22 protein-coding genes are annotated in these 17,511 nt (G+C 63.2%); 4 read left to right on the top strand and 18 right to left on the bottom strand.

The genetic code is table 11. The annotated features are described in order from the left end of the window. Positions 1–43 precede the first annotated feature (43 nt). The 9 genes from QA643_RS18340 to QA643_RS18300 all read right to left on the bottom strand — a co-directional run bounded on the left by QA643_RS18340 (position 44) and on the right by QA643_RS18300 (position 7,088). Positions 44–253 carry a cold-shock protein gene (locus QA643_RS18340; RefSeq protein ID WP_074832427.1) on the bottom strand — a complete coding sequence of 70 codons (210 nt, stop codon included), beginning with the start codon at positions 251–253 and terminating at the stop codon, positions 44–46. A gap of 207 nt (positions 254–460) precedes the next feature. Further along, complete coding sequence (thiL, locus tag QA643_RS18335) at positions 461–1,453, bottom strand: thiamine-phosphate kinase (protein ID WP_283034479.1); 993 nt, start codon at positions 1,451–1,453, stop codon at positions 461–463. Then, entirely contained in the window at positions 1,446–1,940 is a 495-nt protein-coding gene (gene nusB, locus QA643_RS18330) for a transcription antitermination factor NusB (RefSeq protein ID WP_225669249.1), read from the bottom strand. Before nusB ends, thiL begins: the two co-directional genes overlap by 8 nt. 4 nt (positions 1,941–1,944) lie before the next feature. Continuing rightward, entirely contained in the window at positions 1,945–2,436 is a 492-nt protein-coding gene (ribH, locus tag QA643_RS18325) for a 6,7-dimethyl-8-ribityllumazine synthase (RefSeq protein WP_283034478.1), read from the bottom strand. Positions 2,437–2,598: 162 nt separating this feature from the next. Then, the gene (locus QA643_RS18320; RefSeq protein ID WP_283034477.1) at positions 2,599–3,207 is read right to left on the bottom strand and encodes a riboflavin synthase; all 609 of its coding nucleotides are present in this window, start codon (positions 3,205–3,207) and stop codon (positions 2,599–2,601) included. Then, a complete protein-coding gene (gene ribD / locus QA643_RS18315) occupies positions 3,207–4,370 on the bottom strand; it encodes a bifunctional diaminohydroxyphosphoribosylaminopyrimidine deaminase/5-amino-6-(5-phosphoribosylamino)uracil reductase RibD (RefSeq protein ID WP_283034476.1) in 1,164 nt (387 codons plus the stop codon). The genes QA643_RS18320 and ribD overlap by 1 nt, the downstream gene beginning before the upstream one ends. Then, on the bottom strand, positions 4,367–4,849 hold the full coding sequence (gene nrdR, locus QA643_RS18310) for a transcriptional regulator NrdR (protein WP_171712444.1): 483 nt from the start codon (positions 4,847–4,849) through the stop codon (positions 4,367–4,369). Before nrdR ends, ribD begins: the two co-directional genes overlap by 4 nt. Before the next feature lie 13 nt (positions 4,850–4,862). Further along, entirely contained in the window at positions 4,863–6,164 is a 1,302-nt protein-coding gene (gene glyA, locus QA643_RS18305) for a serine hydroxymethyltransferase (protein ID WP_283034475.1), read from the bottom strand. Positions 6,165–6,452: 288 nt separating this feature from the next. Then, positions 6,453–7,088 (bottom strand): glutathione S-transferase, encoded by a 636-nt coding sequence (locus QA643_RS18300; protein ID WP_283034474.1) that lies wholly within the window; start codon positions 7,086–7,088, stop codon positions 6,453–6,455. A gap of 1,050 nt (positions 7,089–8,138) precedes the next feature. Here QA643_RS18300 and QA643_RS18295 point away from each other — a divergent pair. Both QA643_RS18295 and QA643_RS18290 read left to right on the top strand, forming a co-directional pair. Continuing rightward, complete coding sequence (locus QA643_RS18295; protein ID WP_283034473.1) at positions 8,139–8,351, top strand: hypothetical protein; 213 nt, start codon at positions 8,139–8,141, stop codon at positions 8,349–8,351. Positions 8,352–8,475: 124 nt separating this feature from the next. After that, a complete protein-coding gene (locus QA643_RS18290; protein WP_283034472.1) occupies positions 8,476–8,727 on the top strand; it encodes a hypothetical protein in 252 nt (83 codons plus the stop codon). 12 nt (positions 8,728–8,739) lie between these two features. On the opposite strand, the gene QA643_RS18285 is transcribed toward QA643_RS18290, so the two are convergent. The 9 genes from QA643_RS18285 to QA643_RS18245 form a co-directional block, all read right to left on the bottom strand. Further along, on the bottom strand, positions 8,740–9,309 hold the full coding sequence (locus QA643_RS18285; RefSeq protein WP_283034471.1) for a histidine phosphatase family protein: 570 nt from the start codon (positions 9,307–9,309) through the stop codon (positions 8,740–8,742). 117 nt (positions 9,310–9,426) lie between these two features. Continuing rightward, on the bottom strand, positions 9,427–9,648 hold the full coding sequence (locus QA643_RS18280; protein WP_283034470.1) for a hypothetical protein: 222 nt from the start codon (positions 9,646–9,648) through the stop codon (positions 9,427–9,429). A 40-nt stretch (positions 9,649–9,688) separates the two neighbouring features. Beyond that, complete coding sequence (locus QA643_RS18275) at positions 9,689–9,913, bottom strand: hypothetical protein (protein ID WP_283034846.1); 225 nt, start codon at positions 9,911–9,913, stop codon at positions 9,689–9,691. Positions 9,914–10,070: 157 nt separating this feature from the next. Continuing rightward, on the bottom strand, positions 10,071–11,168 hold the full coding sequence (gene ugpC, locus QA643_RS18270) for a sn-glycerol-3-phosphate ABC transporter ATP-binding protein UgpC (RefSeq protein WP_283034469.1): 1,098 nt from the start codon (positions 11,166–11,168) through the stop codon (positions 10,071–10,073). A 72-nt stretch (positions 11,169–11,240) separates the two neighbouring features. Further along, positions 11,241–12,530 (bottom strand): extracellular solute-binding protein, encoded by a 1,290-nt coding sequence (locus QA643_RS18265; protein WP_283034468.1) that lies wholly within the window; start codon positions 12,528–12,530, stop codon positions 11,241–11,243. Positions 12,531–12,587: 57 nt separating this feature from the next. Then, complete coding sequence (locus QA643_RS18260; protein WP_283034467.1) at positions 12,588–13,424, bottom strand: carbohydrate ABC transporter permease; 837 nt, start codon at positions 13,422–13,424, stop codon at positions 12,588–12,590. Positions 13,425–13,428: 4 nt separating this feature from the next. Further along, on the bottom strand, positions 13,429–14,322 hold the full coding sequence (locus QA643_RS18255; protein ID WP_283034466.1) for a sugar ABC transporter permease: 894 nt from the start codon (positions 14,320–14,322) through the stop codon (positions 13,429–13,431). 353 nt (positions 14,323–14,675) lie between these two features. Further along, positions 14,676–15,191 carry a MarR family winged helix-turn-helix transcriptional regulator gene (locus QA643_RS18250; RefSeq protein ID WP_283034465.1) on the bottom strand — a complete coding sequence of 172 codons (516 nt, stop codon included), beginning with the start codon at positions 15,189–15,191 and terminating at the stop codon, positions 14,676–14,678. Between the two features lie 454 nt (positions 15,192–15,645). Beyond that, positions 15,646–16,125, bottom strand: coding sequence for a DUF6163 family protein (locus QA643_RS18245; RefSeq protein WP_283034464.1), 480 nt, complete (start codon positions 16,123–16,125; stop codon positions 15,646–15,648). Between QA643_RS18245 and QA643_RS18240 the strand changes: the two genes are divergently transcribed. After that, positions 16,124–16,369 carry a hypothetical protein gene (locus QA643_RS18240; protein ID WP_283034463.1) on the top strand — a complete coding sequence of 82 codons (246 nt, stop codon included), beginning with the start codon at positions 16,124–16,126 and terminating at the stop codon, positions 16,367–16,369. The two genes, QA643_RS18245 and QA643_RS18240, sit on opposite strands and share 2 nt — an antisense overlap. Continuing rightward, positions 16,332–17,393, top strand: a complete 1,062-nt coding sequence (gene hemB / locus QA643_RS18235; RefSeq protein ID WP_283034462.1) for a porphobilinogen synthase — start codon at positions 16,332–16,334, stop codon at positions 17,391–17,393. The genes QA643_RS18240 and hemB overlap by 38 nt, the downstream gene beginning before the upstream one ends. Positions 17,394–17,511 lie beyond the last annotated feature (118 nt).

The raw sequence follows: 17,511 nt of genomic DNA, 5'->3' as shown, positions 1-17,511 counted from the left end.
ATCAGCCATTCCAGTACATCCGTGAAACGACCGTTTCGAGGCTTTAGGCCAGCGACAGGTTTTCCGCGCTTACCTTGCCCCGCATCTTGTCGGTCTTGAGTTCGAATTGAACCTTCTGACCTTCGGCCAGCCCGCCGAGGCCGGCGCGCTCGACGGCGGAGATGTGCACGAACACATCCTTGCTGCCATCGCTCGGTTCAATGAAACCGAAACCCTTTTGACCGTTGAACCACTTCACTGTTCCCGTAGCCATTTTCTCTTCTCCAAAGCACATAGGCTTTTCATTCCACGCGACGATCGCGCAGATTCAAAAATCCAATCTCGACGATGTCTCTGGAAGAAGCCCCTTAGGGGCGCGTTCAAAAAGGCACGGCGGCAATCGAATGCGTACAACCTATAGGTTTTCCGCTGGATTGCAATGGCTGACAGGAAATAAAGCCGACGGCATTATGCGAAGCTTTCAAAAATGGCTGTAGGACAGCCGTTCCAGCGCGATTTCCTTACCCTCATCGTTGACGAACTTCGGTATTGAACTGCCCGTGACGATCGTTCCAATGGAACTAAGCGCAACCCCTGCGCGCTGCGCAGCAGCTTCGAAGGCTTCAACACGGTCTTCTGGAATCGTGCAGAGGATCTCGTAATCGTCGCCTCCGACGATCAAGGTTTCCAACCCGACAACCCCGCGCGACACCAGGTCCCGCGCTGAGTCGGACAACGGCACCTGCGCCAGATCAATCACAGCAGATACACCCGACACCCGGCAGAGCTTTGCCAGATCGCCCGCCAAACCATCCGATACATCCATCGACGCGCTGGTGTATTCGCTGATGATCTCGGCCATCGCCACGCGCGGCTGCGGGATGCGGTAGCGCCCCACCAGCGCCTCGCGCGCGGCAGTATCAGCAGCAGCGTGGACTTTTCCGCCCCTCAGGACCGCCAGCCCAAGCGCGGCGTCGCCGATCGTGCCCGTGACCATTACGCGCTCACCGACCTTGGCGCCACTGCGATGAACCATTTTGCCCGGCGGCACCCGGCCGAACGCCGTAACCGAGATCATCAGCGGGCCGGGCGTCGATACGGTATCGCCCCCCAATAGCGGACAGCCGAATTGCGACGCGTCCTCGCCGAGCGCCGCCGCGAACGGCTTTAGCCAGGCCTCATCCACGCTGCGTAGCGCCAGCGTCAGCACGAAGCCGGCAGGCGTTGCCCCCTTCGCCGCGAGATCGCTCAGATTGACCCGCAGCGCCTTGCGCGCGACGGTATCGGGGGGATCGTCGGCCAGGAAATGCACGCCTTCGACGATGGCGTCCATCGTCACCACGATATCGTCACCCGAAGGCTTCAACGCCGCGGCGTCGTCGTCGAGGCTGTAAGCACCTGGATCGGTCGCAAGCGGCCGGAAATAGCGCGCGATCAGCGAGTCCTCGCCGGACGCGGGTTTTGCGCTAGCCACGCGCGAACTCGTCGGCGCGGAACTGGCGCGCGATCTGGTCGAGCACCGCGTTCACCATGCCGGTCTCGTCCTTTTCGACGAAGGCATGCGCGACATCGACATATTCCGACACCACGACGCGGCCCGGCACGTCCTTGCGATGCTCCAGCTCGTAGGAACCGGCCCGCAGCACCGCGCGCAGGATCGCGTCGATCCGCTTCAGCGGCCAGCCCTTGGAGAGCGCATCGTCGATCAGCGGATCGAGCCTTGCCTGGTCACGGACCACGCCCGACACCACGTCGCGAAAAAATGCGGCTTCCGCGGGCAGATATTTGTCGCCCTCGACCTCGTTGCCGAGCCAGTGGCTCTCGAACTCAGCGAAGATGTCGTTGATGCCGGCACCCGCGATATCCATTTGGTAGAGCGCCTGCACGGCAGCTAACCGCGCCGCGCCGCGGCGGTTGGCTTTCCTTTCAGGGCCTTTGGCCGGCTTCTTTTGATCCGCCATCACCTTAAGCCTTCGTCAGCCGCCGTTTGATCCGCAGCATCGCCAGCGCAGCACGCGCGGCATCACCGCCCTTGTTGAGTTCGCTGGCGCGCGCCCTCGCCCAGGCCTGCGCGTCCGTATTGACGGTAATGATGCCGTTGCCGAGTGGAACCTTTCGCGCCACCGAAAGATCCATCAGCGCGCGTGAGGATTCGATCGACACGATCTCGAAATGGATGGTGTCGCCGCGCACCACGCAGCCGAGCGCGATTGCCGCATCATAGGGCTTGCCGTTGTTTTCGGCAGCATCGAGCGCGATCGCGATTGCGGCAGGAATTTCCAGCGCGCCGGGCACGGTGATGAGGTCGTGGGTCACGCCGGCGGCCTTCAGCTCGGCCACCGCGCCCTCCAGCAGCGCGTCCTGAATATCGTCATAAAATCGCGCCTCGACGATCAGGGCGCGCGCGCCTGAAATGTCAGTCTGGTCCTTCAGCGGTGCGCGCCGTGCGTCTGCCATCAATTATCTTCCGTCTTGCTCGGTCCTCATCCTGAGGAGCGGCCTCTTGGCCGCGTCTCGAAGGATGCGGTTACTTCCGGGCCTTATGGTTCGAGACGGCGCAAGTGCGCCTCCTCACCATGAGGGGTTGGGCCGGCGTTTTAAGCGCCGTATGTTACCCTGTCACTTCATTTCCGACAGCCGCGCCGCATAGCGGGCCATCAGATCGACCTCGATATTGGCCTCGCTGCCTGCAGCCCATCCGCTGAGCGTCGTGACACTGAGCGTATGCGGAATGATCAGCACCGAAAATGTGACATCGTCGACCGTATTCACCGTCAATGACACGCCATCCAGCGTCACCGAGCCCTTGGCGGCAATGAAGCGGGCGAGCTCGCGGGCGGTACGCAGCTCGAACCGCGCCATGTCGGGCAGATCATCGCGCCTGACGATGGTCGCAACGCCGTCGGCATGCCCCGCGACGATATGGCCGCCAAGCTCGTCGCCGATCTTGAGCGCCCGCTCGAGATTGAGCCTAGTGCCCTTGATCCAGTGTTTGGCCGTCGTCATGCCGAGCGTTTCGGCGGCGGCATCGACATCGAACCAGGTCTTGCCGCCCTCGACGCCGGAAGCCACGACCGTCAAGCAGACGCCGTTGCAGGCGATCGAGGCGCCGTCGGCAATCGTCGCCCGGTCGTAGCGGCAGGCGATCCGCATGCGGTGCAACTGCCCCTGCGCCGTTGGCGTGAAGCCAATGATCTCGCCGATATCGGTGACAATTCCGGTAAACATTACGCGCGCTCGTACACGGTCAGAGTATCCTTATCCAGGCTTTCGCTAGCACGTGCCTTGAATGTGGGCGAGCCGGTGATTGACGAGAGCGGCAATGCGTCCAGCGCGGGAATGCCGTCGGCGCCGATGGCTTCCGCCCCGCGCAGCAGCCATATTTCATCGACGAGGCCGCTCGCGACGAAGGACGAGGCAACCCGCGAGCCACCCTCTACCATCAGCCTGGTGATGCCCTTGTCCGACAGCGCGCGCAGCACGGCCGCCGGATCGAGCCCCGGCGGCTTGGCGGTCGCCGCAACACGCAGCACCTGCGCGCCGGCCGCCCCGAGCTTCATGGCCGCCGGTGCCTCGGCAAAGTCCGACGTCATCACCCAGAGTGGCGTCTTACGCGCGGAATGAACCAGCCTGCTCGCGCCCGGCAGGCGCAGGGCCCGGTCCAGCACCACCCGCACCGGCGAGCGCGCTTCCATTCCCGGCAGGCGGCAGGTCAGCAGCGGATCGTCCGCCAGCACGGTGCCGATGCCGACCAGGATGGCGTCGCATTGCGCGCGCAACAAGTGCACCCGCGTTCGCGCCGCCTCGCCCGTGATCGCGACCGGCTTGCCACCTTTGGCGGCGATCTTGTCGTCGGCCGACACCGCCAGCTTGAGGATCACATGTGGGCGCTTGTCGCGGATCCGGCGGAAATGGCCGGCGTGATCGCGCGCAGCTTGCTCAGCGCCAAGGCCGACATCGACTGCGATTCCGGCCGCGCGGAGTTTGGCATGCCCCTGCCCGGCGACCTCCGGATTGGGGTCCTCGATCGCCGACACCACGCGCGCGATGCCTGACGCGATCACGGCATCGACGCAGGGCGGCGACTTGCCGAAATGCGAGCATGGCTCAAGCGTCACATAGAGCGTGGCGCCGCGCGCGGCTTCACCCGCCCGCTTCAGCGCCTCGGGCTCGGCATGGGGACGTCCGCCCGGTTGGGTCCAGCCGCGGCCGACGATGACGCCGTCCTTCACCACGACCGCGCCGACGGCGGGATTCGGCCAGGTGCGCCCCAACCCGCGCCGGCCGAGCGCGAGCGCGAGCTGCATGAAGCGCTGGTCGGCCGCCCGCGCCGCTTCCTTGGCGTCCTTGAGTTTCTGCCCGTACTGGTCTTCCAGGATGCGGAAGATCATTTGCGCAACGTGGCGATCCGCGCTTCGTCCTCGCCCGAGAGCTCGCCGATCAGGGTCTCGAAGTCCTTGGCTTCGCGGAAGTTGCGGTAGACCGAGGCGAAGCGCACATAGGCGACGTCGTCGAGCTGGCGCAGATGCTCCATCACGATCTCGCCGATCGCCTCCGAGGAGACTTCGGCCTCGCCGCCGCTTTCGAGCTCGCGCACGATGGCCGAGACCATCTTCTCGACTCGCTCAGGGTCGACCGGCCGCTTGCGCAAGGAGATCTGCACCGAGCGGACCAACTTGTCGCGGTCGAACGGCACGCGGCGGCCGTTACGCTTGATCACCGTCAATTCGCGCAGCTGCACCCGCTCGAAGGTAGTGAAGCGGAAGTTGCAGGCGATGCACACGCGCCGCCGCCGGATCACGGCCGAATCCTCGGTCGGCCGCGAATCCTTCACCTGCGTATCGAGACTGTTGCAGCTCGGACAGCGCATCCACTCGCGTCCTTTACTGGTAGATCGGGAAGCGGTCGGTCAGCGCCTTCACGCGTTCCTTGATCGCGGCTTCCACCAGCGGTGCCTTGCCGTCTTCCGACTGTGCCAGCGCGTTGAGCACCTCGGCGATCATGCCGCCGACCTGCTTGAATTCGGCAACGCCGAAGCCGCGCGTGGTCGCCGCCGGCGTGCCGAGACGCAGGCCCGAGGTGACGAACGGCTTTTCGGGATCGAACGGGATGCCGTTCTTGTTGCAGGTGATGCCGGCGCGTACCAACGCCTTCTCCGAGACGTTGCCCTTCAACCCCTTCGGCCGAAGGTCGACCAGCATCAAATGGTTGTCGGTGCCGCCGGAGACGATGTCGAGGCCGTGGCCGCGCAACGTTTCCGCCAGCGCCTTGGCGTTCTCGACGACGTTCTTGGCGTAGACCTTGAAGTCCGGCCGCAGCGCCTCGCCGAACGCCACCGCCTTGGCGGCAATGACGTGCATCAGCGGACCGCCCTGCAGGCCAGGGAAGATCGCCGAATTCAGCTTCTTGGCGAGCGCTTCGTCATTGGTGAGGATCAGGCCGCCACGCGGGCCGCGCAGCGATTTATGCGTCGTGGTCGTCGTGACGTGAGCGTGCGGCACCGGCGAGGCATGAACGCCGCCGGCGACGAGACCGGCGAAATGCGCCATGTCGACCAACAGATAGGCGCCTACGCTGTCGGCGATCTCGCGGAAGCGCTTGAAGTCCCAGGCGCGCGAATAGGCCGAGCCGCCAGCGATGATCAGCTTGGGCTTCACCTGCTCGGCCTGCTTGGCGACCTCGTCCATATCGATGATCTGGTCCTCGCGCCGTACCGTGTAGTGCGAGGCCTTGAACCACTTGCCGGACATGTTGACCGGTGAGCCGTGGGTGAGATGGCCGCCGGCGGCAAGGTCGAGGCCCATGAAGGTGTCGCCGGGCTGCAGCAGCGCCAGAAACGCCGCCTGGTTCATCTGGCTGCCGGAGTTCGGCTGCACGTTGGCGAACCCTGCCCCGAACAGCTTCTTGGCGCGCTCGATCGCCAGCGTCTCGGCGACGTCGACCCATTCGCAGCCGCCATAGTAGCGGGCGCCCGGATAGCCCTCCGCATATTTGTTGGTCATTACCGAACCCTGCGCTTCCAGCACGGCCCGGCTGACGATGTTTTCCGACGCAATCAGCTCGATCTCATGCCGCTGGCGGCCGAGCTCGCCCTTGATCGCGGCGGCGATTTCCGGGTCGGCCTCGGCCAGCGTGGCCGTAAAGAACGAGTCGGGTGCAGAGGCGGTCTTGGCGCTGGAGGTCATTGGGCGAAATATCTCCACCGCCGCAGGCCCTTAGGGGCGAAGCGGGCGGGTCTGGTGTGGCGGTCGAAAGAAGCCTGCGAGATACCACATCCGGGCCGGAATGGCCAAGGGTTTGCGGTATCCGGCTGATATTTATGCAACATATGGTGGGGTGGAAGCCCCCTCCCATCGTCGCCCCGGCCTTGAGCCGAGGCCCAGAGCCACCGGCGGCGGGACGTCTGCCAAGGTGCCCCTTTCCGCCGCCGCGGCGTATGGGCCCCGGCGTTCGCCGGGACGACATCGGGGAAATTACGCAAAGCGATACGGCCCGCCCTTGGCGATCGAGCGCTGGAACGCCGGCCGGGCGTGCATGCGTTCCAGCCAGGTGGCAAGGTTCGGGTAAGGTTCCAGCTTGCCAAACACCTTGGCCATCTCGCCGACAAAGCTCATCTGGATGTCGGCCCCTGATAGCGACGGCCCGACGAAGAAGTCGCGGCCCTTCAGCGCGGCGTCGACATAGCCGAGATGGTTGGCCAGTTCGCTGTCGATGCGCGGATGCAGCGGTGCGCCCGCCTCCTTCAACCGCCCGACATAGAGATTGAGCATCAGCGGCAGCATCGCCGAACCCTCCGAATAATGCAACCACTCGTTGTAGGCCTCGTAGTCGGCGCTCCCCGCCTCCGGCATCATCGCGGGTCCATCTTTTCCTTGGCCGTAGCGGCGGATGATGTAGTCGACGATCGCCCCGGACTCCGCGATCGTCCTGTCGCCGTCGGTGATAACAGGTGACTTGCCGAGCGGATGCACCGCCTTCAATTCCGGCGGCGCCAGCCGAGTCTCGGCGTTGCGCTGGTAGCGCTTCATCTCATAGGGCGTGCCGAGCTCCTCCAGCAGCCAGAGAATTCGCTGCGAACGGGAGTCGTTGAGGTGATGAAGCGTGAGCATGAGGTTTCCTCGGGTTGTTGTTGGAGCATAAACGGCTCCCGTGAGACTGTCATTGCGCGCGTAGCGAAGCAATCCATCGTGCTGCGCGATGGATGCGGAGCCTGTCATCCGGCGGCGCTTCGCGCCGACCGGGTGGCTCGCAATGACGCTGAGGTAGCGCCCCAACACGCGATCGTCATCCCCGCGAAGGCGGGGATCCAGTACGCCGCGGCTTATCGGTTCAATCATTGGCGTCTCTGGAATACTGGGTCCCCCGCCTTCGCGGAGGACGACGACTGAGTGTGAGGCGGCGTTCCCGCGACACGAATTGCCCGAGGTTTGCATCTTATTTGCCCCCATCGAAATGAGGGCGCAGGGAAGACCGGGTGCGCGCCGCACCCGCGGTCTCGTGTGCTGTTGCGTATAGCAAGCGGTGCACACGAGCATACAGGTTCGGCGGGAGCATCCCGGCCTTCCCTGCGCAATGGCTTTACGGCTTACTTCGTGCTCTCCCCGGAGAACGGCTCTTTTGCCTCCGTCGCCCGCAAGCAGCTTTCGCTTCCAACGGACTTAACGCCAGCACCACGGCGCCAGAACCACACGACTTCACCGTACGCGTCAGCCACACTCGTCAGTTACGGCCTCGGCGTCCATCGCATCTCCCCGCGCGTCAGTGACGATGGCCAACGCCCCTCATCTCGCGGTGAGACGGGCGCAGTTATGCCGCCGATTTGGGTCAGAATGGAAGCACAATATTTCTGATTCCCAGAAATTCTCGACTTGACATCACTTCTGAAAATCAGAAGTGATTTGCCCGTCGGGTTGATTTGTCGCAAGCCACCATCCGCAATCGCGCTTTGCACGCGAAATCAGCTGGCACTCGCATAGGCAACCGGGTGTGTCTCAATTGCCGCTTGGTGTGACATGGTTACCCGCACGGACAGTGCCCGCTCACATCAAGCGGACCTGCAATTCTGACATGAACCCTGACGCTCATTTATTTGACCCGGCGTTGAACCGCCGTGCGATGCCGCTGACGTACATCAAGGGCTGGGGGACGGAGGTTTCCCAATGACGAAGCATCGAACGATCATCAGTTTCGTAGCCGTCGCTTTGCTGGCCGTCGCCGTAACGGCTGTCACCTCGCGGCCGCTGCCATCGAAGCACCATCCGAACGCACCTGCCGGCACAATTTCGGTCAGCGAATTGGCCGGTGACGTGAACAGGCTTGCAACCGACGAGTATGACGATCAGTCGCTGGTCTATTCGGCGAAGCGAAACTAAGCGCGCGGCTGCGCTCGCCGCCTTAAACGGCCATCGTTGAAATCGGCTCTACGTGATCCAGTTCACAGCGCAATGTCCTGGGCGGGTTCATAAACCCCTGGGGCTGACAGATGGATTTCCCGACATGGAAAGCTCATTGCCACAGCAGAAGCATCGAGCCAGTACGCGACGCTGGCTGATAACGTCCTTCCTGATTTACGGCATGATGGTCTTCGGGCTTCTGGGATACTTTGCAATTTATTCTGACGACGTCATCCACGAGGCAGCTGTCGACAAGACGGGTGCCGTGGCGGCCGCCAAGCCTGGCAGATACGAAGCCGTCATCGCCAACTGGAACCGCTACCGCGGTAAGGTCGCGAGAGCCGACGCGCGGTAGTGTTAAGCTGGCTCAATCGAGCAGCAGCCGGCCGACGGGGGCGGCGCGATCGCTGCCGCCCTTGACGATGACGATCTCACCGCTCGCCGGCGAGACGCCGGTCAGCGCGAAAATGTTCGCGCCGTGCGTGACGACGAGCAGGTTTCCGCGCGCCTTCCATCCGGCGATGAGCGCACGGGCGCCCGCTGTCAGCGCTTCCCTTTGATCGCGTAGCACGACGACGTTGCCGAATGTCGGCTCGGTCTCGACCGTCCCGAGATCGAGCAATTTGGCCGTGTCCACGCATCGGCACCACGGCGAGCTGACGATCTTTTCGAACGCAACCCCCTCCTGCTTGAGCTGCGATCCGATCTTCTCCGCATCCGCCCTTCCCTTCGGGCTGAGGTTGCGCTGGGTGGCGCAGTTCTCGACGCGGAAGCCGGGTGGATCGCCGACGCCACCCGGCGCGTCGGCATGACGCATCAGCGCAACATGAGCGCCTGCGCGCAGCGCGCTCCAGGCATCGGCCGCCTGATCGGCGGCGGCGGTCCCTGCCGTGCCAAACAGGAGCAATGCAACGATCGCAACATGCATGAGGCCCATGGCGGCGGCCCTCGTCAGAAATAGCCGATCAGGCGCCCCGCGCAGACGGCACAGAGCCACAGCAGGATCGAGATCAGCGCTGTCGCCTTCGCAGCGCCGCGGCTGAGCGCCCTTCCGCTACAAGCCCGTATACCCCGCCTTCACCGGATCGTTGCTGCCGTCGAGCTGGCGCAAATACGTCAGCCCGCACACCGTGAGGCGGTGCGGATCCTTCTCGCCGGCCTCGACCAGCGTGGTGAGATAGGCGGTGACCTTGGCGCGCGCCTCATCGCTCGCCGCCTTGCTGCAGTTCAGCAGCAGGTCATAGGTCTGCATGATCCGGTCGATCGCGGCTTCCATGGAAATTTCTCCTGATGCAGGGGTAATGCGGATGATACGGTCAGGCCGCTACGCGCGCTTCGAATTCGGCGATCGCCTTGTTGGCTAGCTTGAGCCTGTTGTATTCGCCGTGCTGAAACATCCTGATGATGATCCTGAGCAACCGCTCGTCCGTGACCATGCTGTGGGTGATGGCGCCGGTCTTGCGCAGGTAGTTTGAGGCTATCGCGTAGGCATCGCCCACCACCTCAAAATTCATCACCTGGATCCCGCGTTCGACGAGCATGCCCCTCACCCGTTTTATGGCCGGGCCGACAATGCGCAACGGTGCTGGATGGTTCCACTTTTTTGGAACCCGGGTACTGGGATAACGGTGGGTGCATTCGCTGATTTTACTTGGAAATTCCCCGCCTTTGGAAATTTCCATGAAAATAACCCGGAATTTATCTGGCAATCGGCAGTTCGGTCTCGGGATCGAAGAAATGCAACCGGCCGGTCTGCGCCGAAAGGCGGACCTGATCGCCGCGGGCGACGGCACTTTCTGCCGGCACGCGGGCGGCGGTGATGCTGGCGCCACCCACCCTCGTCTCCAGCAGGATCTCGGAGCCGAGCTGCTCGACGACCTCGACGCGGGCGTCGAAACCAAGGCCCGGCGCCCCGTTGCCGAGCAGGAGATGCTCCGGCCGTAGCCCCATGATCACCCGGCGGCCACTATAGGGCGCGAGCAGGGACGCATCCGCAAGCCCGACCGTCAGCCGCAGGCCCTCCGCCTCGATCGACGTCACACCAGCCGCGCTACGGACGGTGATCTCGATGAAGTTCATCGCGGGCGCGCCGATGAAGCCGGCGACGAACTTGTTGGCCGGCTTGCCATAGACCTCGAGCGGCGTGCCGATCTGCTGCACCCTGCCGTCGCGCATGATGACGACGCGGTCCCCCAGCGTCATAGCCTCGACCTGGTCGTGGGTGACGAAAACAGAGGTGGTCGGAATCTCCGCATGCAGCCGCTTGATCTCGATGCGCATCTGCGCGCGCAGCTTGGCGTCGAGGTTCGACAGCGGCTCGTCAAACAAGAATACCTGCGGGTTGCGCACGATGCAGCGGCCGAGCGCGACGCGCTGCTGCTGGCCGCCGGAGAGCTGTTTCGGCTTGCGCTCGAGCAGATCATGCAGCCCGAGCATGCCGGCGGCGCGGTCGATCGCCGCCTTGATCTCTGCTTCCGCAGTCTTCTTGTTGCGCAGGCCGAACGCCAGATTGTCATAGACGCTCATGTGCTGGTAGAGCGCATAGTTCTGGAACACCATGGCGACGTCGCGGTCGCGCGGCGGCAGGTGGTTGACCAACCGGTCGCCGATCCGGATATCGCCGCTGGTGACGTCCTCGAGCCCTGCGATCATGCGCAGCGTCGTTGACTTGCCGCAGCCGGACGGGCCGACCAGGGCCACGAACTCCTTGTCTGATATCTCGAGGTCGACGTCCTTCACGGCGTGGAACAGCGAGCCATAATGCTTGTTGAGCTTGCTCAGTGAAATTGCTGCCATTGCCCCGCCGTAGCCAACCTGATGCCTATTCAAAACAAGCCCGCCGCAAGTCACGCAGCGGGCTTCGCTCATTCACTGCTGTGCCGCCTTGCTGACCAGCGGCGCATTCTCGGCGAGCACTTTTGCGATGTCCTCGCGCTTGCCGGTGACCGCCTTGGTGACGGCGTCGTTGAACGCCTTGTGCACGGCGGGCCATTGCGGGAAGTAATAGGCGCCGCGCACCTTGTCCGGAGAGTCGAGTACCGCTTCCTTGAGCAGCTTCATGAAGGGATCCTGCTCGGCGATCTTCGGCCAGAATGTCGTATTGGGCGGCGGCGCGCCGGTCGACTTGAACAGCTTGGTCTGGCCTTCCTCGTCCAGCATCATCGCATTCAGCATCTGCTTGGCGAGCTTCTTGCGCTCTTCCGGTATCGATTTCGGGATGGCCCAGCCCCAGATGTCGTCCCAGCCAAACGGCTTCTTCCGGTCGGGGCCGAGCGGGAAGCGCGCGGCGGCAATCTTGCCTGCGACCTTCGACTTGTTGGGATCGTTGAAGGTGCCCCACCACAACGTATCGGCCACCGTGAATGCGGCGTCGCCAGCCATGAAGATGGCGTTGGCTTCGTTGCGGTCATAGGCCGGCATGCCGCGCGGCACGATCTTGTGGGTGTTGATCGCGTCCCACCAGTACTCAACCGTCTTCTGCATGCAGGGATCGGTCAGGCTCGACTTCCAGCCGGCTTCGGCGAGCTTCTTGTTGTCGCGCTCATAGGCCGGCAGCAGGACGTCGCAATTATTGGCCCACATCGACCAGAACCAGGAGAACCAGGAGTGGTTCATCGACATGCCGCCGACATAGCCGAACTTGACCTTGCCGTCGGCCTGAAGCTTCTTGCTCACGGTGACGAGCTCTTCGAGCGTCTTCGGCACCTCCTCCGGCTTGACGAGATCGGAGCGGTAGAAGAACACGCTGAAGGTCTGGCCCATCGGCACGACGGTATTTTGTCCTTGCGCATTGGCGAACACGATGGGCGACATGCTCCATTTGGAGCCAAACTTGTTGGCCTCGACGTCGTCCATCGGTTCCAGCAGATGCGCCCAGGTCTGGCCCCAATCGTCATTGTGCCAGATGACGTCGTACTGGTCGGCGTTCGAGGTTAGCGAGGCCGTCATCTTCTCGACGTAGACGCCGTAGGAGTTCGGCACCTTGACGATCTTGACGCCGTTCTTGGCGCCCCAGGCCTCGAACATCGCGATCGAAGCGTCCTGGATCGGGCTCGGCTGATAGCCGATCCGCAGCTCTTTCACCTGTGCGGCGGCACTGCCTGTTACGGCCACCAGGGCCGCGGCCGCCGCCATCAACCATCTTGCCAGTCCCTGCATCGCCTCTCCTCCTGTTTTTGTCGTTGTTTCGTTGCCTAGGCTTGGTCTTTCCTTCCGTCAGATCCTCAGTCCCCTGATCACGTATTTCTGGCCGAACAGCGCGATCAGGAAGGCCGGCACCAGCGCCAGCACGGCGGTCGCCGCCATCAGATTCCAGCGCAGCCCCATCTCGGTGACGAACTGCGCCATCACCACCGTGATGACAGGCACGCGGTTACCGGTCAGGATCAGCGCAAACAGGAACTCGTTCCAGGTGAACAGCCAGCACAGCACGGCGAGCGCCGATATCGCCGGAAGCGCCGAGGGCACCGCGACGCGGATGAAGGCGCCCCACCGGGTGCAGCCGTCGATCATGGCGGCATATTCCATCGAGGGATCGATGCCGTCGAAAAAGCCTTTCATCAGCCAGGAGAAGAAGCAGATGTGCACGGCCACGTGCGGCAGCAGCAGCCCGGTATAGGTGTCGTAGAGGCCCCAGCTTTGCGTCACGAAATAGAGCGGCAGCACCCAGGAGATGTAGGGCACGCAGCGGAACACGTAGATGGTCCCGAACCAGAGCCGCGAGGCCGGCCCGGTGAAGCGCGACAGCATGTAGCCGCTCGATACGGTGACGAGCAGCGAGAACCCGGTGGCAAGCGTCGCGATCAGCGCGCTGTTGAGGAAGGCTGCAACGATCCGCTCGTCGCTCAGCACTTCGGCAAAACTGCCGAGCGTGAACTCGGTGCCGCGGTGGACGTAATAGACGCCGGATTCCGGCCGCAGCGAGGTCAGGATCAGCCACAGTACCGGAAAGGCGAACGCGAAGCAGATGAAGGCAACTGCGAGCGCGAACAGCGTCTTGTGTCCCATTGCGGGCAGCCATGGCAGGAATTGTGGGCGGGTCACCATGGCCATCGGGTCAAGCCTTTGCGATGCGGTCGACGAGACGATAGAGCGCGATGCCGATCACGAGGATGATCAGCCCGCCGATGATCGCCGCTGCCGAGCCGCGGCCGAGATCGAGGTTGAGGAAGGCGTGGACATAGGCATAGAGGCTGAACAATTCGGTCGAGCGGCCCGGTCCGCCGCCCGTCAAGGTCCACACGATGTCGAAGGTGCGGAACGCGTCGATGGCGCGGATCACGACGCAGACCACGATCACCGGGCGCAACATTGGCAGCGTCAAATAGCGGAACACGCGCCAGGTCGAGGTGCCGTCGATGGCGGCGGCCTCGAACGGCTCCTTCGGCAGGCTCTGCAGGCCGGCGAGAAGCAGCAGCGTGAACCACGGCGTCCACAGCCAGATGTCCGTCAAAAGGATGACGCCGAACGCGCTCCAGCGCTGCACCAGCCAGGGCTGGCCCTCGAGGCCGATCGCCTCGAGCACCACATTCACGATGCCGAACTGGTCGTTGAAGATCCAGCGGATCATGATCGCGGCGATCACGGGGGCCACCATCAGCGGCACCAGCAGGATCGTCTGCACCAGCTTCTGCCCGCGAAACGGACGGTTGAGCAGCAGCGCCAGCGCGAGCCCAACGACCAGCGCGCCGGCGACGCTGAGGATCATGAACAGGAAGGTATTCGGCAGCACGACGTAAAGAAACGCGGGATCCGTTATCACGGCCGCGTAATGGTCGAAGCCGATCCAGGTCTTCTTGGGATTATAGAGCGCCCAGTCGCGAAAGCTGGCATTGGCGCCGATCACGATCGGCACGACCTGAAACAACAGCAGCAGCAGCGCAGCCGGCGCGATCAGAAGCAGCACGAAGCGCTGTTGCTCGCCGAACATGGGACGCCGTGATGCCGACAAGCCCGTTTTCCCCATTTGGGCATCAAGCCGTCACGACTCTTGCGGCCGCTACGCGCGTGACGCCTTTATTTTCGGGGATTATGGGCGGGCCGTCGAAGGCTCGTCAATCCGGATTTGCGAAACGGGCCAGCGCCGATGCCCCATGCACGCCGCTTTCGCGGGCAAAAAGCAAAACGCACCGGTGCCGGAAGACCGGCGCCGATGCGCTTTGAGCAAGGCTTACTGCCTTGCCAGTTCATTTGTCCGCTTGTCGGCTGCCGGTCTTGTCGATACGGCCGGCTTGGCCCTCAGGCGGACTGAAGTCTTCTCCTGAAACGTTTGATGGCGCGCCCCCACGCGCCACAACGCTTTTCTCAGAGCCGATACAGGATCTGGTCGGTCCAGAACCGCTCGAGGCGGTGCAGCGACTTGTTCAGCGTCGCGAACTCCTCGTTCGAGATGCCGCCGACCTGCTCGACCGTTTTGACGTGCTTCTGGTAGAGCGCGTCGACGATCTTGCGGATCTCCTGGCCCTGCGGGGTCAGGCGAATGCGGACCGAACGGCGATCAACGCGCGAGCGCTGATGATCGAGGAAGCCGAGCTCGACAAGCTTCTTCAGGTTATAGGAGACGTTGGAGCCGAGATAGTAACCGCGCGTGCGCAGTTCGCCCGCGGTCAGCTCCTTGTCGCCGATATTATAGAGCAGCAAGGCCTGCACCGAATTGATGTCCGCGCGACCGCGGCGATCGAATTCGTCCTTGATGACATCGAGCAGCCGGCGATGCAGACGCTCCACGAGCGTCAACGCTTCGAGATAGAGCGGCTGCACGGCAGTTTGACCGGCAGAACGTTCAGCGGTTTCCACCGCCGTTGCAACGGCTTTGATCATGACACTTCCCCTGTCGTCGTTTTTCGACTTATTTCGACGAAACTTCTGTCCCGCCTGATAGGTTCAACTTAAGGGGGCGGATTGAACATCCGCTTAAATAAGACAATAAAGAGATCATGAATTTAACAGAGTGAATTGTGGATTAAGCCCGGCGGATCAAGGCCTTTTGCAATGTTTCATTGACGCTGGAAGCGCGATGTTCACGCTTCGTCTGCAAGGGTTGTCGCATTCGGAAACAGGTGCGGCCGGAATGGCAACTCTCGCGTAATAAGTGTGGTGGAACCTTTACGGCCCTTAACCGTGAGCGAAATGTTAACGGGCGAAATCTTGGAAAATTGTAAGGGATGACGTCGCGATTTCTGCACGCGGACGGATTATGGCGGAAAACTGACACGTTGGGCGGCGCTGCTGCTCCCTCGCCCCGCTCTTCGCGGTGCAGGTTGAAGCAAGCCTCCTACGGCGGGCGTTCGCGCGCGGCCATCCAGGCGAGCGCGAGATAGGCACCGAGCATCACGGCTTCCAGCGCGACGATCGTCAGGCTGCCGCCATAGATCCCCGGAAACATCAGCTCGATCACCGCCATCGACACCACGGTGGTGAGCCACACCACCGCGCCCCAGGGCGTGGCGAGCCAGAGCCCGACGGCGGCGACGAGTTCGATGACAGCGAAATAGACCGTCGCGGTCTGCCAGGCCATCGACTGGTTCTCGAACGCCTCCTCCTCGCCGCCGATGAAACCGGTGACCTGCGCCCAGTGATACAGGCCCTTCATGATCGAGATGACGGCCATGATGCGCAGGAACGTGACGAGGCGCCGGGTCCACACATTCTCGTCGGACTCGATCCGCTCCGACGACATGCCCGCCATGGACATCGCGCCGTCCCGGTCCCTGGCCTTGTCCCGCGCAGCATCGCGCGCCGACATGTCAGACATGGCACTTGTCCTGGCGGATATCCTGGCCGCCGATCTCGGCATGGCGGCGCAACGGGTGCTGGAATGGCCTCATGGCCTCATCTCTTGGCCTGCCGGGGCGGCAAAATCAATTGCCGATGAGATCGAACGGGTCGCGGTGACGGGGCCGGCGCAAGGTGCTAGAATTGGAACAAAGCTTTACCCGCGCCTTCAGGAGTACCCATCACATGGCGATCAAATTCGGGCGTCCGATCGAGATGCGTGACGCGCCGCGGCGGCAGACCGCCCTCGCCTCCAACCCGCTCGACCTGACGATCCGCCCCCGCCGCAACCGCAAGGCGGAATGGGCGCGGCGGCTGGTCCGGGAAAACGTGCTGACCACCGACGACCTGATCTGGCCGCTGTTCGTGGTCGACGGCCACAACACTCGCACGCCGGTCCCCTCGATGCCCGGCGTCGACCGCCTCACCGTCGATCAGGCAGTGCGCGACGCCGAACGCGCGGCCAAGCTGAACATCCCCTGCATCGCACTGTTCCCCTATACCGAGCCATCGCTGCGCGATGAACACGGCTCCGAAGCGCTCAACCCTAAAAACCTGGTCTGCCAATCGGTGCGCGCGATCAAGGACGAATTCCCCAACCTCGGCGTGCTCTGCGACGTCGCATTGGATCCCTTCACCAGCCACGGCCATGACGGGCTGATCGCGGACGGCAAGATCCTCAACGACGAGACGGTGGCGGTGCTGGTGGAGCAGGCGCTGGTGCAGGCAGAGGCCGGCTGCGATATCATCGCACCCTCGGACATGATGGACGGCCGGGTCGGCGCGATCCGCGAGGCGCTGGACGACAATGGTTTTGTCGACGTTCAGATCATGGCCTATGCGGCGAAGTACGCCTCCGCCTTCTATGGCCCGTTCCGCGACGCGATCGGCTCGGCCAAGACGCTGACCGGCGACAAGCGCACCTACCAGATGGACAGCGCCAATTCCGACGAGGCCCTGCGCGAGGTCGAGCTCGACATCGCCGAAGGCGCCGACATGGTGATGGTGAAGCCCGGCATGCCCTATCTCGACATCGTGCGGCGGGTGAAGGACACGTTCTCGATGCCGACCTTCGTGTACCAGGTCTCCGGCGAGTACGCGATGATCGCCGGCGCCGCGAATAGCGGCTGGATCGACGGCGACCGCGCGATGATGGAAAGCCTCGTTGGCTTCAAGCGCGCCGGCGCGGATGGGATCTTGACGTATTTTGCGCCGCAGGCGGCGGAGCGGTTGAAGGCCGGAGGGTAAGTCTTCCCTGTCGTCCCTGCGAACGCAGGGACCCATACGCCGCGGCTTATCAATAGACGATGGGGCCAGTTGCCTTTGCTACAATGTGCAGCGGTGGTTATGGGTCCCTGCGTTCGCA

Source organism: Bradyrhizobium sp. CB3481 (assembly GCF_029714305.1).
In the GTDB taxonomy this organism is placed as follows: domain Bacteria; phylum Pseudomonadota; class Alphaproteobacteria; order Rhizobiales; family Xanthobacteraceae; genus Bradyrhizobium.
This window is presented reverse-complemented; position numbering and strand designations above follow the sequence as displayed.

Excerpts from the sequence above, each read along its gene's own strand:
- QA643_RS18340 (WP_074832427.1), bottom strand. The coding sequence starts at position 253 with ATGGCTACGGGAACAGTGAAGTGGTTCAACGGTCAAAAGGGTTTCGGT.
- nusB (WP_225669249.1), bottom strand. The coding sequence starts at position 1,940 with ATGGCGGATCAAAAGAAGCCGGCCAAAGGCCCTGAAAGGAAAGCCAAC.
- ribH (WP_283034478.1), bottom strand. The coding sequence starts at position 2,436 with ATGGCAGACGCACGGCGCGCACCGCTGAAGGACCAGACTGACATTTCA.
- QA643_RS18320 (WP_283034477.1), bottom strand. The coding sequence starts at position 3,207 with ATGTTTACCGGAATTGTCACCGATATCGGCGAGATCATTGGCTTCACG.
- ribD (WP_283034476.1), bottom strand. The coding sequence starts at position 4,370 with ATGATCTTCCGCATCCTGGAAGACCAGTACGGGCAGAAACTCAAGGAC.
- nrdR (WP_171712444.1), bottom strand. The coding sequence starts at position 4,849 with ATGCGCTGTCCGAGCTGCAACAGTCTCGATACGCAGGTGAAGGATTCG.
- glyA (WP_283034475.1), bottom strand. The coding sequence starts at position 6,164 with ATGACCTCCAGCGCCAAGACCGCCTCTGCACCCGACTCGTTCTTTACG.
- QA643_RS18300 (WP_283034474.1), bottom strand. The coding sequence starts at position 7,088 with ATGCTCACGCTTCATCACCTCAACGACTCCCGTTCGCAGCGAATTCTC.
- QA643_RS18295 (WP_283034473.1), top strand. The coding sequence starts at position 8,139 with ATGACGAAGCATCGAACGATCATCAGTTTCGTAGCCGTCGCTTTGCTG.
- QA643_RS18290 (WP_283034472.1), top strand. The coding sequence starts at position 8,476 with ATGGAAAGCTCATTGCCACAGCAGAAGCATCGAGCCAGTACGCGACGC.
- QA643_RS18285 (WP_283034471.1), bottom strand. The coding sequence starts at position 9,309 with ATGGGCCTCATGCATGTTGCGATCGTTGCATTGCTCCTGTTTGGCACG.
- QA643_RS18280 (WP_283034470.1), bottom strand. The coding sequence starts at position 9,648 with ATGGAAGCCGCGATCGACCGGATCATGCAGACCTATGACCTGCTGCTG.
- QA643_RS18275 (WP_283034846.1), bottom strand. The coding sequence starts at position 9,913 with ATGCTCGTCGAACGCGGGATCCAGGTGATGAATTTTGAGGTGGTGGGC.
- ugpC (WP_283034469.1), bottom strand. The coding sequence starts at position 11,168 with ATGGCAGCAATTTCACTGAGCAAGCTCAACAAGCATTATGGCTCGCTG.
- QA643_RS18265 (WP_283034468.1), bottom strand. The coding sequence starts at position 12,530 with ATGCAGGGACTGGCAAGATGGTTGATGGCGGCGGCCGCGGCCCTGGTG.
- QA643_RS18260 (WP_283034467.1), bottom strand. The coding sequence starts at position 13,424 with ATGGCCATGGTGACCCGCCCACAATTCCTGCCATGGCTGCCCGCAATG.
- QA643_RS18250 (WP_283034465.1), bottom strand. The coding sequence starts at position 15,191 with ATGATCAAAGCCGTTGCAACGGCGGTGGAAACCGCTGAACGTTCTGCC.
- QA643_RS18240 (WP_283034463.1), top strand. The coding sequence starts at position 16,124 with ATGGCACTTGTCCTGGCGGATATCCTGGCCGCCGATCTCGGCATGGCG.
- QA643_RS18245 (WP_283034464.1), bottom strand. The coding sequence starts at position 16,125 with ATGTCTGACATGTCGGCGCGCGATGCTGCGCGGGACAAGGCCAGGGAC.
- hemB (WP_283034462.1), top strand. The coding sequence starts at position 16,332 with ATGGCGATCAAATTCGGGCGTCCGATCGAGATGCGTGACGCGCCGCGG.